Here is a 17,560-nt window from a genome sequence, read left to right as displayed (position 1 = left end):
GTATGTTGACAGCGTTATAAAATATGCTATTATAGTTATAAGTGGAACTTATAGGGACAGTTCACTTATCGTTTTTTTATTTTTTCAATAGCTTACAAAACAGGAGAGAAATATGGCTACTCAATTAGTAAATCCAAAGGGACAAACCGTTAATATTGCAATAACACCAAAAATGGAATTACAATTCGGCTTTGAAACCGGTGCAGGATTATATACTCACGAAGGCGAAAACCTTGTTATTGCCTTTGAAGATGGCGGAAAGATCGTTTTAGAAGGTTTTTACGCTCAACCCAAAGAAGAATTGCCAAACTTTATTGTTGAAGAAGGCGTTGATATTCCCGCTGAACAATTTTTAGCTCAATTTAACGATGAATCTCTCTTGCCTGCTGCCGGCCCTGCTGCCGGTGCTGCTGCTAGAGCCGCCGGAAGTGGTGGTGCAGGTGAATACCTTGATGATGCCGGAAATCTTATTGACGGCCTTAACCGTTTAGGCGGACTTGGTAACAACCAATGGGCTAGAGATACCGAACTTAATGAAAATTATACAGATACCTCCCCTGCCACAGGAACTTTTACTCTTGATGTTACTACTACTGATATTAATGGCAAAATAAGTGCCGGGATGTATGAAGATGGTCAAGCTCGCCAAAATGAAGGTGATTACACAGCAGATCCCGCTAGAATAAACTTTAATTTTACCCCTTCCGGAAATACTGTTGTTACAAATGTTACATTAACCGGCTTTACCGAAGGCACAACATTATACTTTGGCGATCCAAATGATCCCAACACTCCTCACATTACTGTTGGCGGTGCTGGTCATAGCTTTACTCTCGCTCAATTAAATGCCGGTGTTTATATTGTTCCGCCTGCCAACAGCGACGCTGATATGAATATCGGTGTTTTGGTTAAGTTACATAATAACAGTAGCGGACGAGATGGAGAAGTTAGTGGTAATACAACTTTTATAGTTGACGCTGTTGCTGATAAGCCTGAGGCTTCTGATGGAACATTTGGAACAGTAGATTTAGACGGTTCCATTAAAATAACAGAAGACAATTCCACACAAGAATTTAAAGATGGTTATGCGGTAGACAAACTAGAAAAGAATGTTGACGAGACCAATGCACAAGCAGTGAGCGTTACCGTACCTTTTACAACTGTAATTAATTTTGGCTCAGACATAAAAGCCGACGACAACTCCGAAACACACCACGCCCTAGTTGAAGTTCCCTCCCCCGGCACTTGGACATTGGATACACCGCTTGCAAATAGACCGATTACTTTATTTGTAAAAGAGGTAGATGGAGAGGAAAAAGTAGTTCCTGAAGGTACTGTCGGAGCCGAAGAAAAACAATTCTTTGAAATTGATGTTCCAAATACAGCAATCAACCCTGATGGTTCTTATACTCTTGATGTTACATTTAAGGGTACAGACACTAATTTAACAGAAGATACTACAATAGATTTAATCACTGGTGCCAAAGCGGCGGAAGGTACAGGCACAGATGGTGAGTTAACCACAGACAATAATACTGCTTATGACCTAGCAGATGGAAAAGCCTCTTTTACTGTTGACACTATTGACTCTAAGCTAGAAATAAAAGCTGGTTGGGGATCAGAGAGTTCTGACGACAATAAATATAAAGGCACTGGTACTTATGAATATCAAGGTACAGAAAAAGATGCCACCAATGACGGTATAGCTCCTATTGAAATCAAATTAGATGGAGCAACAGATACAACAGAGAAAATGACAAGCATTACTATTAATCATGATGGTGATGGTAATTTTGTTTATAAAGGCACTCCTCTTGACCCATCTGATTCTTTTCCACAAAATATTGGTGGTGATACTGTTAGTTATGATGCCAATAATGGTTTTACTATTGAATTCTCCAGCGGAAAAACAAATTTAGGTTCTGACCTAAATTATAAACCAAATCCTGATTCATATAGTGATGAAGATGTAAAGTTAGATTATACTGTAAACGTCGAGAACGGTGCTGGTGCGACTGCCACATTTAACGGTAACTCTACTATCGTTGTTGACGCTGTTGCTGATAAGCCAACTGAGTTAAATATTGGTCATGAATATGAACTTAACGACCTAACATCTGACACTGACGACGACTACTTTACAGCAGCCAAGCCCGGTGGCGAAGTTTTTCTAAAAATCAAAGCTACCTTTGGTGATTATACTGATGATTCTGAAAATCATTATATAGTTATTAGTAAAGACAATATCAATAATATTGACCCTAATAACTTACCAGCAGGAATGACCCTTCTATCTGGTGCTGATCTTAATACTTTCACAAGCAACTCAGGACTGGGTAATAATTCTTTTGTTATTAAAGTTGATAACAGTTATTTACAAGATAGTGCTCGTAATGGAAATGTTGATATTAATTTAAAAGTACAAGTTAAAGACGGCTATACCGCAGATCAAGATTTACCAATAGATATTAAAGCTGTTGCTGTTGATAAAGACGGCCTAAACACAAACGTTGATGGAAGCACTGGCGGAGAGCGTGATAACCAAAACAATGTCGCTGTTTCTGATGCTTCAACTACCGTTAAAGTTGCTAGTGCCAATGCTGATGTAAAAATTACCACGGTTGGAACTTACGAAGGCAACGATGCTAACCAGCACGGTACACCTCACGTTACTCCAGGAACAAATGCCGGTACGGTAAAAATTAAATTAACAGATGCAACAGATAATGAATATATCGGTCGTGTATACTTACAATACGAAGATAGCGAAGGCTCCTTAATCTGCAATAACGTAACAATTCCTAGCGGTACTATGCTTGAATTTGACCCAACCACTGGTCAATGCTCAACTAGCGGGTTTGAATCGCTAAACGTAGCAGACCTTGGCGATGGTGATCTAAAATATGTACCAAATGATGGTAGCAATTCCGATAAAGACGTGAATATTGAATTTGCAGCTTCGATTATTGATCCAGATTCTGGCGATACCACAGTTAGCACAAATATTAACGGTTGGAGCAATGATTCTTATGTTGGTGATAATGATGGCACTAAGTTGCTAGACGGTATTACAGACACAACTATTGCTAGCAAGGGTGCTGCCAGTGGATCAGACTCATCTGTTACCGTTGACGCTGTTGCTGATAAGCCTGTTGTTGATAGTGCAGATGTTGATTATAACGCAGGCCAAACAGCCGCTAAATCTGGCGAACTTGTTAATATAAAAGTCAATGATATTCAATTTAATGATTATAAAGACGGTTCAGAACTTCACTTTTTACGCATCTTAACCAAGGGTGAGTTTTTTGAAACTAATAATGTATCAGGTGGTGATTTTGGTCGCTTGCCTGACCAAACAATTCATATTACTGGTGAAAATAGTTCAGGTCAGCCTCTAACTTTAGATATAAAGATTGAACTTTATCGGAATGCTGATGGAAGCCCAAAGCTGGATCTTAATGGCAACATTGCCTATAAGGTAACTTATACAGAAAATGGACAGACAGTATCTTACGAAGGCTATGGAGTTGAAGATCAATATGGTGTATCAATAAGAATTCCTAACGAATTTTTACAAAAAGTTGGTGGTGAGGTTTCTGCTTCGTTTGACGTTAAAACCCCAGAGTCTACAAGCGATACTACATATAGCATTCAAGTTGGTGCGGCCGCCAATGAAAGAACTCTCTCCGGAGAAGAACTTAATACTACCAACAACTGGTCTGGAACTTATAAAGAGATCGATATTAAAGCTGGCGTTGTTACTTCAACAATAACAGTAAATCCAGGTCAAGGTTACGAAGACAATATAGCTACTGTCCATGATGCTAACACATCACAAACCCCTGATAGCGGTGCACCTATTACGGTAAATTGGACAGGTGGTGTTAATGAAACAATTACACAAGCTACCTTTACAATAGATTCTAAAGATAGTTCAATGGATACAGCGCCAGGTACGTTTGTATATAAAGGTACAGCAATTAGTATTCCTTCAAATGGATCAATCAATGGCGATAACTATACTTGCACTATGGATAATACCGGCAAAGTAACCCTCACAATTGATAACTTTGATCCAAAAATTGAAAACACTACCACGGACTCCCTAACGTTTATTCCGGCTAAAAACAACAGCGATGCTGATGTTGAACTAAAATACGATATAACTGTTAAGGATAACGCTTCTGATGCTGAAACAACCTTTAGCGATACTAAAACTATCGTTATTGACGCTGTTGCTGATAAACCTGGTGTTGTAATCGCTAATAACGGATCTCAAGTTGATTACGTTGCCGAGAATGGTGGTAATGATTTAACAAAAGCCGCTCAACCTGGCGAAATCGTTACGCTCCACGCTAAAGTTAGCTTTAATGACCTTGATGGTTCTGAAAACCATTATATCTTAGTTCAAAAAGTGTCTGGCGTTAATTACGAAAAGATTATTGTTAATGGAACAGAATATGACGCCTCTTCTCTTACACCAAATTCTGACGGTTATTATAGAATACAAGTAACTGATAATCAGCCAGAATATACCGTTGATATTAAAGTTAAGGCTACTCCAGGTGTTGATACTACCTACAAAATTAACGTTGGCGGTCAAGCGACTGAAAAAGCTCTGACTAGTAATACAAACGATGGCACACCTAATGATAATGAAATCAGAGACGACAACAATGATTCTATAACTTTAAGCCCTATTAACTTTAAAGTTTCTCCTGCTGATGGTGTTACTCTTAAAACAGAAAATACATTTGAAGATCATAATAACAACATAACTGGAAATGCTACAGATTACCGCACACTTGATGCTAATGGTAATTATACAACAAATACAGGTGCTGGTACCACTCTTCACAAAGTAGCTGATTGGGGTAATATTAGCTTTTCAACCAACGATACAACGAACGAAGTTATTACCGATATTACTTTAACTTTTGATGGTAAATTAGAAGACCTTGGCACATTGACTCTTCCTACGGGTAGTCAAATAAGCGAGACGACTTATAATAATGGTCAAACTACTATTGTTATTACTAACCCTAGTGGTAACCTTGGCAACAAATCTGTCATCAATTTTGAGCCTAAAGATAACAGTGATAAAGACTTTAACTTTACTTATAAAGTAACCACTAAAGATACTGAATCTAACGATACTAACGAACTCAGTGGAAGTGGCGAAGTTAAAGTTGACGCTGTTGCTGATAAGCCTGGTGTTGCAATTAAAGACGATGGTACTCAAGTTGATTATGAAGCTGAAAATGGTGGAAATGACACAACCAAGAGTGCTAAATCAGGTGAAGAGCTTACTTTAAATGCTACAGTTAAATTTGGCGACTATCAAGATAACTCTGAACAACATTATGTTTACATAAACAAAGCTTTAACAAGTCTTACCTCTGGAGTTTCTAACTCAAGTGCCTCTTTAGTAAAAGAGAACCTTGTGTTTACAGGAAAAGATGTAAACGGTGATACGGTTACTCAAACAATAGTTTTTGGAACTAATTATAATACATCGACTATTTCATTTACTGATGCTAATGGAACAGTAAAAGAAACCAGATCATTGACATCAACAGAGTGGGACTCTCTCTTTACTAATAGTACTACTATTCAAGCACCTGTATTAAACGGATTTTTACAAGCGACCAAAGATGGTAGCATAGATGTAAAAATAACTATTACAGCACCTGATACCTCTATAGATACTAACTATAGAGTTACGGTTGGTGGTAAAGCTGCTGAAACAGCTAATAACACTACTGCAGACGAAATCACAACTGGTAATAATACAACTACAGACTCTAAAACTATCGATATTAGCGTTAAACCGGTAACTTCTATTCCTAAACTTGAAATCAATATTGCCACAGGTGAAGACAGAGTTTACGAAAATCTTACCCCTAACGCCAATAAAGGCAATGTCGGCAAGTCAAATGGTGCCGAAATTGATGTTAAAGGAATAGACGCAAATGAAACCGCTACTATCACCTTAACCTTCAGCAGTAATAAAGCTGGCTTTGATTTTGATGAAGAGTTTGACGAAAGCAACCCATCTAGCTTAATGAGCATTGGGTATGATAGTGATGGTAATGGTATCATTGAAGCCAATGAAATCCACCCAATTACTAAAGATGCTAACGGCAATTGGACTTGTGAAATCACAGTTAACGGTTCAGCCGCTGACCTTGACGGTAAGCTTATATTTAATCCGGGTCATAACCATAACAGCCAAGATGTTAAAATCGATTATGACATTACAGTAACCGACAATTCATCTGGTGCACAAAAACATTGGACAACTGATACTGCACCAGTATCTAACCCTGCTGAGAACACAACCTATGGACAAGATGATTTAACCATTAAGGTTGATGCCGTTGCTCAAATTCCGGTCTTTGATGGAGATGGAAAAGCATACTATGAAGAAACAGGCGGAAAAAGCTCTGATGATGGTGGTGCCTTTAAATCTGATGTAGAAAACGTGATTATAAGAACTCAGGTAGCCTTTGAAGACTACAAAGATGGTTCTGAAATCCACTATTTACTTATTGAAGCAAAAGGTGGTTGGGTAGCACCCAATAAAGTAACCATCGTCATTGGTGACACAGAATATGAAATATCCCCGCTGATTATAAACACACAATCATACAAGGGAACGCTATATAACCAAATTCAAATCCCTAACGATCTTATCCGACAATCTAATGGAACAATTGATGCCAAAATATATATAAAAAATTCTGGCACAGGGGATACTGAGTTTGAAATTGGTGCTAGAGCATACGAAGACGCTGGTCAGATAAACAGCGTGAATAACGTAGACTTTGACGGTAGAAAAAGCCCAGATAGCAACAACGCAGCTACCGTGATTAACGACAAAACTGTTAAAATTCATTTTGATGATGCCACCAATGCTAAAGTTAACGTTGGTAAAGTCTATGAAGATCTTATGGCAAATCAACATAAGGGCGACTCAACAAAAGGTAACCCTGCCTCTATCTCTTTCTCTTCCAATAAAACCCCTGGTGGAGATGATGAGGTGTTGACAGAAGTTGTTATAAAATATGACTCTCCAATCGAAGGAACAGTTACCTTACCTGATGGTATTATGCAAATTGACAGTAAAGGTAATATTACTGGTGCTTCCCCCAATACCGATGGTTCATATACTGATGCTGACGGTAACAAGATTGTTATTAACCAAACTGGTGACGCAACTAATGGCACAACAACAATTACTATTACCCCAAGTGAAAACAATAATACCAACCTTGAATTAAAATACACTCCTGACACCAATAGCGACAAAGACTTTAACTTTCACTATGACGCAACAACTAAAGACCCAAGCTCTGGTGATATTGCTGTTAATAGCGGTAATAGCAAAGTTGTTGTCGACGCTGTGGCAGACCAACCAAAAGATGTCGGCGTAAGTGGTGGAGCTGGTACTGATGCTAATGAATTTACAATGGATCACAAAACCAAAATTCCTGGTGGCGACACTGGTAGCAGTGAACGCTTCCAAACTATTAAAGTAACGGTAGATGCTAATTTTGGTACTGATACAACTGACGGTTCTGAAAAACACTTTATTCTTATTGAAGCAACAGCCAATAGTTATATTTCTGATGCAAGTGGCAATAAGATAGAATGTTCAATCTTCTACGGTCCCGGCGGAGTGCGTTATTATAAGGTTCCTGTAACAGAATCATTTGACGCAGACGGCGATGTGTCTCAAGATATTCACATTACCACTTATTCTCGTATGTTTAGCAACGATGGTTCTGACAAGAAAAGAGAAATTAAAACCGGTGCCTTAGCCGAAGAAACAGCCACGCTTGGTGCTGGTGAAATATCAGAAGATAATAACACAGCCTTTAAAGCAGGCGAAACAATTACCGTTAACAACATCTGGCCCGGTGGAAACACCATCTGGATTAACCCGGCTTATGAAAATAATACGCCAAACGCTAATCTAGATGACGCAAGTCAACCTGGTCAACAACCAAACGAACAACCCGGAACTGGCGGTAAAATCACCTTTGGTACAATTAGTGGTGGTGGAAGTATTACAAAAGCTGATTTAGAGTGGGATAAGACTGCGGGTAAAATTGTTGTTAAAAACGGCGATGGTTCAACCACAGAATATACTGAAGGAACAGCTAATCTAAGCGGTCCAGCTTTGCAAAACGCTTACTTTGTGCCAAATCCAAACTATAAAGACAACGATGTAGATATGAAATACACGCTGTCTGATGGTACTACTACAGTTGGACCTAACAACTTCCCTATTATTATTGACGCTGTGGCTCAATTACCAGAACCTACAGACTTCGATGGCAATAGTGCTAATGGTTGGCAAAGTGATGTAGATTATGGCAACTCGCAGTCAGACGGCAGTGGCTATGACTATACAGCCATGGGTGCGGCTGGTAACGGCGGTAACGAAGGCATAGCCACCATTACAGTTGGCGGCAAGTTTGCTGACTCTGATGATGGTTCTGAAAAGCATTATGCTCTATTAGAAAATACCGGCGATTTCACAATTGTATCTCCTGCAGGTGCTACCTCAATTTACCTCTATGATACAGATGGTAATGGTAAATCTTGGCTTAAAATAGAAATTCCAAAAGGTCAAACTTCTGTAGATATTCAAGTTAGACTTACTAACCCAACAGAAGGAAGCCACACAATTAAAACCGGTGTATTAACTGAAGAAACCAACTTTGGTGATCCTAGTAACTATGAAGTAGATACTAGCAATAACCTTAGTTACGACCTTAGTGGAACAACCGTTATCGATGTTTCTCTTGTTAATACTACTATGTCGGCCAGTTTAAACATACCATACGAACTTTCAGCCACTGACGGGCCTGTTCCTGTAACTGTTGGCTGGACAGTAGGAGCGAATGATACTCTTAACTCTATTGAGTTTACTTATAAATCTGCTCAAGGTGTGCTTAACTATACTGACACCCAAGACAGCCGTTATAGCTTAACAGATAACCATGATGGTACATTCACATTAAAAATAACTAACCCAACAGACGCTGATAAGTCTAAGTTTACATTTACGCCAAACCCTTATAGCGATAAAGATATTGACTTTACTTATAAGGCTAACGCAACCGACAGTAAGTCTGGCGACGAGGTCAACATAAATGGCTCAGTTAAAACTATCGTTGATGCTATAGCTCAAGCTCCTGATGTTACAGATACTAGCTTTGTTGCAAGAGATGCTAATGGTAATATTCAAAGTGGCAAAATAGCTGCTGTATCTGGGGCTAAGGCTTCTATAGATACTACTGTTAGCTTTGAAGACTTTAAAGACGGTAGCGAAAAACACTATATTGTTTTAGAACAAGACGGAGTCTGGACCTGTGATAGTATTACTATTGGTGCTAATACATACAGTGCTACCACTGACCCTAAATTGACAACAATTTTCGGTGATGATGGTACTCCTTTATATGCCCTTGAAGTAAGTAGATCCATGCTTGACCCTAGCGGTTCCATAACAGCACAGTTTAACCTCTCTGCTCCAAAAGGAACAAGCGATCAACACAGTAGTTTAAAAGTTGGCGGTATTTCTGTTGAACAAACTACCGGTGTAGGTGCTGACAAAGAAACTAGCCTTAACAACAACTGGGGTGAAGGTCTTAAAAACATCACTGTTGATATGGCTATCGTTGAAACTAAAGAAGTGGATATTGATTTCTCAGGCACACTGAAAGAAGATGCTACTAACGGTGTTACGCTTTCTTTGAGCGGTGTTAAAACCCAAGACATTAACAACGATCTTGCGAATGATGAAATTATTACCAAAACAACCTTTACTGTTAGCCAAGTTGGTTCAACAACAGCAGGTACAGTGATTGGTCATATTATCTACGATGGTACTTCATATGAAGTTAAAGTTGGTGCAGACGGTAAAGCGACTGCCTCTATCGACTTTACACCAAAGTTTGATAGCTCAAAAGAATTCCGCTTTGTTATGGACGCAAACAACCATAACAGCGGCAAGGTAACTATTAACACTGAAAGTACAGTGGTTGATACCAAGTCTGGCGAAGAAAAATCATTTACTGATACACTTGATATTAGCGTTGAGGCTACTTCTGATGCTCCAACAGAGGTTAATGTAACTGATCCTACTAACTATGGTTCTAATACTGCGGTTGGTGCTAGTTCGACCGTAACCTTTAACGTTTCCGCTAAGTTTGCTGATTTTGATGGCTCTGAACAGCATTATATTTTAGTAGAAGCAAAAACAGGTTGGTCAGGCTATTCCACAGTGAATGTTGGTGGTACAAGCTACTTCAAAATTCCTGTAGCAAGCAATAATCCTAACCCAACTGTTACTATTACCTTAACAACACCTGCTAACGCAACTGATGGACCTGTCGACCTAGACGTTAAAGTAGTATCTCAAGACGGTACTGCTGCAAGTGCAGAAGTGGTTGATACAGTTACTGTTAATATCGGAGTGGTCAGTGCTACTGGCGTAGAGTTACAAATTGGCGAACAAGGTCAAGAAGGAAGCGAACTCCAAACACTTAACTTTAATCTCCAAGGTGGCAACAACGACAGCATTAGCAAGGTTGTTATCACAGTACCAACGGGTGCACAGATTCTGTGTGGTGATCAACCTATGACCGCTTCAGGTGGCAAGGTAACAATTACCGACTTCACTAAAGAGTATAGCTTTAAAGCGGCACCTGGCACTGACGGAAATGTTGAATTAAGATACGACGCTGAAGTCCGTGATAATAATTCTAATGTACCGAAAAACTTCACCAATAATTCTGCTTCGGTCAACATTGATAATGTTACAGCAACACATGTTGACCCAGAAGGACTTGTCGGAAGCCCTGTAGACAGAGCTGTAGAAATTACACTCTCTGCTAACTTTGTGGATAATGACGGTTCAGAAGAACACTTCTTCTTCGTAAAATTACCTGATGGATTTACAGATACAGACGTTCCTAACGGTTGGGAAAAAGTAACCGATAGCAATCTCTTAAATGACGCAGGTCTAAGCGGAGATGTTTACAAAGTCGGCTTAGATGACAACAGCAACACTAATGCTACCTTTAGCTTAAATGTACCTGATGGTTTTGACGGTGCTGAGTTAAAATTTGTTGCTGGTTCTTACGAAACAGGGGCCTCTACTCCTGAGTATCAGTTCAGCGATGTAGATTTAGCTCAAATCCCAATCATTGGAACGGATTATTCTGATACGATTAATGCTGATAGCGATTATAACCATATTATCTACGGTCAAGCCGGAGACGACACCTTAACTGGTGGTGCTGGACATGACACTCTATATGGCGGAATCGGAAACAATATCCTAAATGGTGGAGACGGCGACGATATTCTCTTTGGTGGAATTGGACAAGATACCTTTGTTTGGAATCAGGAAGACCTTGATGGTGGAAGAGATACCATCAAAGATCTGAATCTTGCTGACGGTGATACTATTAACCTACACGATCTATTTACTGATTTTTCCGAAACTCTTAACCTAAGCAATCTGCTTACTAACAATCGTTTAGACGTTAAGGTAAGTGAGAGTAATGATAAAGCTCTTGAGCTTACTATTAAGTCTGATGATGGTACACCGGAGCAAACAATTATCGTTCATGGTGAAACCCAAACAGGTGTAGATTTTGCTCATGCTTATAGCGGTGTTGATAGCGATCATCTGGAGAAAATTGCTTTCTTGGAACAATTTATTAAATTAACCAACTAATAAAAAACAACAATAAACTTAGCCCCGATCATGTTACATGGTCGGGGCTTTTTTAATGTCTAACAACAGACAAAAAAATAATAAATAAAAACAATAGGAAAATAAAATCTACTTATTCTTTTTAGAGAAAAACATAAGAGGTAAAAACGGTAAACCTAAAACCTTATTGCAAGATAGATGCACCAGGGCAAACACAAAACTCACCAAACATAACGTCAAAAATGCAAAAAGAAACTTATTACCCACTATAGTTTGAAATTCGTTTGAGTAATATATTGAAATAAAAAGAAAATGTGAAACTAAGCCCGCCAAAATAGAAGACCCCAAGCTTTTTAACAAAGTTAGTTTAATACCCGAAAAAACTCGAGAGCCAAACTTAAAGCTCCAAACTACGATTAAGGCAAAAGTATATAAAAATAAGGCAATACAAGTTGCAATCGCCACCCCTCTAGCTCCGTAACGCACAGCACCTTGCCAATAAAAAAAGACCGAGACTGCGGTAGTAATTGTTCCCAAAATAGCCGGAGTTAAAGTATCTTGCCGTGAATAAAACGCCCTGCCAAGTAGTTGTTGAACACCCCATAAAGGTACAACCAACAACATAATTTGCAATAAAATCGCACATTCAAGAGTATTCTTAAATTCACCCTGTTCAAACAATAATTTAATAATCGGTTCGGCCGTAACAATCATTAAAACAGCAACCGGAGTTATCATTAAAAAGGTATTTTTTAGCGAGCGTGCCAAAGTTTCGGAAAATGCAACCTCATCGCCTTTCGCCGCCAGAGAAGCAAGAAAAGGGTAAGAAGCCGCCCCCGCCGCTTGAGCAAAAACCGCAACAGGCACTTGCATAACTTTTTGGGCGTAAGATAATAAGCTCACCGATCCAACCGCTGCCAATCCTCCAAAAATACGCAACATTTGTTCGTCTAAGGCAACTATCGATTGCCCTAGCATTAAAGGAAGGGCTAAAATGATAAAACGCTTAAGCAAAGGGTGGAACAACGCTAAACGCAACTTTAAACCACCGCTTAAAGCCGTAAAATAAGGCAAAATCAAACTTCCAAGCCCCGCACCAACAACAACACCCCAACAAAATCCTTCCATTCCGGCATCAGGCACGAAATAATATGCCCCTATTCCACCCAAAATAATAGAACCATTATAAATTAAAGGGGTCAAAGCGGGAACAACAAACTGTTTACGCAAATATAATAAAGCCGTAAAACAAGCACCCGGCAAAAACATCGCCTGAGCAGGCAAAATAATGCGCGTATAATATGTTAAGCGTTCAAGTTCGCTTACGCTTAAAAGAGGAAAACTAAAACGAGCCAGTTCAAAAGCAAAAATCCACGCCACTACTGTTAAACTCAGAATAGCCAAACTAACCCAGTTAAAAACGGCAGAATAAAAAGTCCATGCATCATCTTGGTCTTTGGCAAAACTTTCCGATAAAAGCGGAATTAAAGTAATAGAAAAATAACCGCCCGCCAACAAATAATTAATAAAATCAGGAATAGCAAAAGCGGCAAAATAAATATCCGTATCAATATTGACCCCATAAAAATATGAAATCACCTTAAACCTGATTAAGCCCATAAAGCGAGACAATAAAATACTAAGAGATAAAATCAGAGAGGCTAAACCTAAATGTTGGTTGCGTGTAAAAATAGACATTAAATTTAAACCAAGAATATTATTATGTTATGAAATTATTTTTGAATTATTGTGCAATAGTCTCAAGTAAAAACTGGAATATTCACTCTTTTGCTTTAAACGCTTATTTCTAACAGTTCCAACATTTTTTCACACATTTTAATAACTCCAAAGCGGTTCTTACTAGACACCAAAAGAGGAGTAATATTTAAAATATTTTCCCATTCATTTTGTCTTAAAGACCTTTCACGCTGATTTATTTTATCAACTTTAGTCAGCACGGGAACTAAAAACATTCCTCTATTTAAAGCATATCTTGCCATTTCTTTATCTGAATCTTGCGGTGCAATCCGACTATCTAATAATAAGATAAGTCCTTTTAATCCTTGTGCATTATCAAAGTAATATTCTATCAGCTTTCGCCAAGATTCTCGTTCGGAATGACTACACTTTGCATAACCATAACCGGGTAGATCTGCCAACAATAGCGGAATTCCTTTATAATCATGCCCTTGGTACAAATTAATACTGCGAGTTTTTCCCGGGCTGGCACTAACTTTGGCTAATGATTTCCGCCCCGCCAAACAGTTGAGCAAACTTGATTTACCAACGTTGGAACGCCCGACTAAAGCCAGATGAGGCAAGTCTGTTAATTCACTGTTCTCATCTAATTGTTTTAAATTAAAAATTGTTGCTTTTAACTCAATGCCTATAAATAACTTTGTAATATCAATATTTTCTGTCATAATTCAATCTTTTTGTTTTTTATTTAACTGCTGTAATATATTTAACTTTTTTGAGGATAACGCCCGCAAGTAAATTTTTCGCTTTCAGGACAATAACCAAGGCTTTCACATTTTGCTCCGGCATATTGAAAAACAACCGGCAGTACTTCTTTACATTCTTCAAGCATAAGCTCTGCCAAATGGCGAATTTCCCATTGAGCCCTTAAACAACAGCGATGTTCAAAAAAGTTTAACAAAGAGCGACAGTTCATGGTAAAAACAATACGCGTTTCCGTTGCCTGAGGTAGAACAAAACGTGCATCTTCTTTAGCTTTGTCGCCACGCCCATCTTTTTCCAATAATTCTTTTAATTCCCCATAAGCTTTGGTGATATCCAACATACATTTTTCAAAACAGGCTTTCGCTTCTGGGTTTTTCGCAATAGCAGGCGGCAAAATATAGTTAAAAGCCGAAGCGTTAACATAACGCTGACTTTGTTGCGAGTAAGAGGCAATACGATGGCGTACAAGCTGATGACTCAAAGCTCTGGAAATTCCCTCGGCGGCAAAAGTAAAACTGACATGCTCAATCGGGCTGGTATGTCCGCTTTCTATTACCTTACGCACAAATTCCGCCTGTTCTTCTTTAGAAACAGCCCCGCTCAACAACCGCTCCCACATATCAACAATATATCCTGAGTGATAACATTGACGAAATGCGGCATATATTAAGGCAAGCGGTTCGGGAGTATGATTTAATATTTTTACGTTACAAGATACAGGTGGCATATAAAATCCTTATTTTGATGATTAAGACAATGTACGCTTTAAGCATATAACGCCATATAATATCAGAGAGACAAAATTATATAAAGAGGTTTTAAGAACAATCAAAAAATTAAGCAAGAACAGACTAAAAAGTTTTTGTTCTATAAACGAAAAAGTGTCGAGCCTCAAAAAGACTCGACACAAAATAAGTTAAGTAAAATAAACTTACATGGCGTTGCCGGAATTAAGCTGATCAATCTGAGACTGAATGGCTGTTTCCAATTCTTTAGGCAATCCCATAATATCAACATTTAAGAAACCGCGTACAATTGTTGAGGTTGCCTGATCTTCATCAAGCCCTCTCGCCATTAAATATTCTATTTCTTCTTGGGCTATTTTTCCAACGGCTGCTTCGTGAGATAAGTCAACCCCGTCAACAGTCGCATCAAGTTCAGGAATTGCGTAAATTCTACCCTCTCCTAAAATTAAACCCTTACACTCCAAATGTCCCTTGGCTGTTGGTGCATGTCCGCCGATAAAACCACGGTTAATAATTGTTCCGCCTGTGGTTAAAGTACGTGCCACGATTTCACCGCGTGTCTTTGGGGCATTCAATAATATACGGTTACCGCTATCAATATGAGAACCTTCGGGAGCAACAACCACAGAGCTAAAACGTGCTACGCTATTCGCACCGTTTAAAGAAATACTCGGATACATCTGTAAATCGGTAACAGGTTTTAACAACACATAGTTATTAATGAAAACAGCGTCTTCGTCCATCATTCCGGCAGAACGCGGACGCACCAAAGCATCTTCGCCCCAGTTATGAATCATGGTAAAAGTAAGCTTTCCGCCTTTATGTACATAAAATTCAGAAATACCCATATGTGCCGTATGTTTAGAATCTTCAGAAGTGGCACAGCCCGTTAAAACATGAAGCTCTGCACCTTCTTCCACTACAACAATGTTATGCACGTTTTGCCCTACGTTTTTACCCCTGATAAAAAGGCATGACTGGACAGGTTCGGTGATTTTTACCCCTTTTCTAACACGAATAAAATAACCGCCATGCAAATGTTCTTTTGCCGCACGAGTAAATTCGTCTTTTTCAGGGTTTACCATTTTCCAAAAATATTCGGGTAAGCCGTCATATTTCTTCAATGCACTTTTAATATCAAGTATTTCAAGCCCTTCGTGGCGACTTTGACAATGAACGCCTGAGTGGTTTAAGTGCATAAAAGTTCCGGCACTGTTTTTTGCTTCAACGTCAATACCAGCAAACAGCAAGCGTTTTTTATCGGCGTTGTTCAAGTTACGCAAATCGCTGATTTGACTTTCCTGACCGTCATTAAAGTTATATTTAGTTAATTCTATTGAAGAACTCATTGATTTTCCCCTTTATTTTATATTAAAGAGCCTAATTTTCAGGCTAAAAGAATTTAAGCGAAATAAATAAAGATATTATCTCTATTTTTTAGAAGTCATATCAGGCAGAGGACTACAGGTATTATCATTGGAAAAACAACGCATACATTCTTTATAACCATATTGACGCACATGATCCAAAATATCCAACGGTCTGGCTTCGCAACACAATTGTCCGTTAAACATTACTTGACCTCGGTCTGCATTAACATACTGTAGGATATAACCGGTATGAGTAATAATCAAACCGGCGGTGCTACATTTCGCTTTCAACGATTTCATGCTTTCTTTATTGGAAAACAAAGCAGCACCGGAGCAAGAGGCTGGCTGAACCGATCCGTCTAAAAGTTTGCGTGCGGTTTGACCGATTAACACCATATTTTCAAGGTCAACGCCTGATTCAGGTTCGTCAAAAAGCACCAAATCTGGTTGTTGAGCCATAAGTTGTAAAAGTTCTGAGCGTTTAATTTCACCACCTGAAAAACCGGCGTTTACATCACGTTCTAAAAAACGATCAAAGTTTACCTGTGCGGCCAAATCATCAACCGGCACCTTTCTGCCTTGTCCACACATTTCAACCAAATGTCTGGTTTTTAAACCATGAATAGTCGGAGGACGTTGGAAAGACATACCCATACCCATTCTCGCACGATCGTACATAGGGGCATCAGTAATATCTTCGCCTTTAAATATAATTTTTCCTGAAGTAACTTTATAGTTATTAAAGCCCATTAAAGTCATTAATAGCGTGGTTTTTCCCGAACCGTTTGGACCAAATAAAATAAAAGTTTCACCGGCATCAATAGTAAGATTAATGCCTCTTAAAACTTCGACATCTCCGATATTAACATGTAAATCTTTTATCTCTAACATAATTGTTCCTTATATTTTTTAGTTAAGTAAATATTCAGACTGATAAACATTTATGTGATAACGATAATCATTATTATCATATTCGTCAACATAAAAGATACAAAACCGCATATTAAATTTTTCATGCTACAAAATTAATCTAACTATCTTGATTTTTAGATTAATTTTTAGACAACGACTCTTATTGGTGAATTTTATATTACAAAAAAATCAGTTGTTTTAATATTTATTAAAATATCATATTTTAAAATTAGAGTCTATTAACTACAAAGCTAAACAAAAAAATATTTTTTATTGCTCAAAAAAAATAATATATTTTAAAAATATCACTCCTTGATAGAAAAATCTATAAC

General features: G+C 38.4%; 6 protein-coding genes. 1 reads left to right on the top strand and 5 read right to left on the bottom strand.

All coding sequences use genetic code 11. The annotated features are described in order from the left end of the window. The first annotated feature begins 112 nt into the window (after nt 1-112). Nucleotides 113-11,758, top strand: a complete 11,646-nt coding sequence (locus BT999_RS00895; protein WP_072695540.1) for a hypothetical protein — start codon at nt 113-115, stop codon at nt 11,756-11,758. Nucleotides 11,759-11,866: 108 nt separating this feature from the next. Here BT999_RS00895 and murJ read toward each other — a convergent pair whose 3' ends face one another. From murJ to BT999_RS00870, 5 genes are all read right to left on the bottom strand, one after another. Continuing rightward, complete coding sequence (murJ, locus tag BT999_RS00890) at nt 11,867-13,435, bottom strand: murein biosynthesis integral membrane protein MurJ (protein ID WP_072695538.1); 1,569 nt, start codon at nt 13,433-13,435, stop codon at nt 11,867-11,869. Between the two features lie 95 nt (nt 13,436-13,530). After that, nucleotides 13,531-14,160: a ribosome biogenesis GTP-binding protein YihA/YsxC gene (gene yihA, locus BT999_RS00885; protein WP_072695535.1), complete on the bottom strand. Its 630-nt coding sequence runs from the start codon at nt 14,158-14,160 to the stop codon at nt 13,531-13,533. Between the two features lie 41 nt (nt 14,161-14,201). Beyond that, nucleotides 14,202-14,927 carry an FAD-dependent thymidylate synthase gene (gene thyX, locus BT999_RS00880; protein ID WP_072695533.1) on the bottom strand — a complete coding sequence of 242 codons (726 nt, stop codon included), beginning with the start codon at nt 14,925-14,927 and terminating at the stop codon, nt 14,202-14,204. A 204-nt stretch (nt 14,928-15,131) separates the two neighbouring features. After that, nucleotides 15,132-16,295, bottom strand: a complete 1,164-nt coding sequence (locus tag BT999_RS00875; RefSeq protein WP_072695531.1) for a SufB/SufD family protein — start codon at nt 16,293-16,295, stop codon at nt 15,132-15,134. An 81-nt stretch (nt 16,296-16,376) separates the two neighbouring features. Beyond that, nucleotides 16,377-17,207 carry an ABC transporter ATP-binding protein gene (locus BT999_RS00870; RefSeq protein WP_072695529.1) on the bottom strand — a complete coding sequence of 277 codons (831 nt, stop codon included), beginning with the start codon at nt 17,205-17,207 and terminating at the stop codon, nt 16,377-16,379. Nucleotides 17,208-17,560: the final 353 nt, after the last annotated feature.

Origin of the sequence: Desulfovibrio litoralis DSM 11393, from assembly GCF_900143255.1 — a bacterium.
GTDB classification, from domain to species: Bacteria; Desulfobacterota; Desulfovibrionia; order Desulfovibrionales; family Desulfovibrionaceae; genus Frigididesulfovibrio_A; species Frigididesulfovibrio_A litoralis.
This window is presented reverse-complemented; position numbering and strand designations above follow the sequence as displayed.

Bases quoted from the DNA above. Each gene is read 5' to 3' on its own strand.
- BT999_RS00895 (WP_072695540.1), top strand. From the start codon at position 113: ATGGCTACTCAATTAGTAAATCCAAAGGGACAAACCGTTAATATTGCA.
- murJ (WP_072695538.1), bottom strand. From the start codon at position 13,435: ATGTCTATTTTTACACGCAACCAACATTTAGGTTTAGCCTCTCTGATT.
- yihA (WP_072695535.1), bottom strand. From the start codon at position 14,160: ATGACAGAAAATATTGATATTACAAAGTTATTTATAGGCATTGAGTTA.
- thyX (WP_072695533.1), bottom strand. From the start codon at position 14,927: ATGCCACCTGTATCTTGTAACGTAAAAATATTAAATCATACTCCCGAA.
- BT999_RS00875 (WP_072695531.1), bottom strand. From the start codon at position 16,295: ATGAGTTCTTCAATAGAATTAACTAAATATAACTTTAATGACGGTCAG.
- BT999_RS00870 (WP_072695529.1), bottom strand. From the start codon at position 17,207: ATGTTAGAGATAAAAGATTTACATGTTAATATCGGAGATGTCGAAGTT.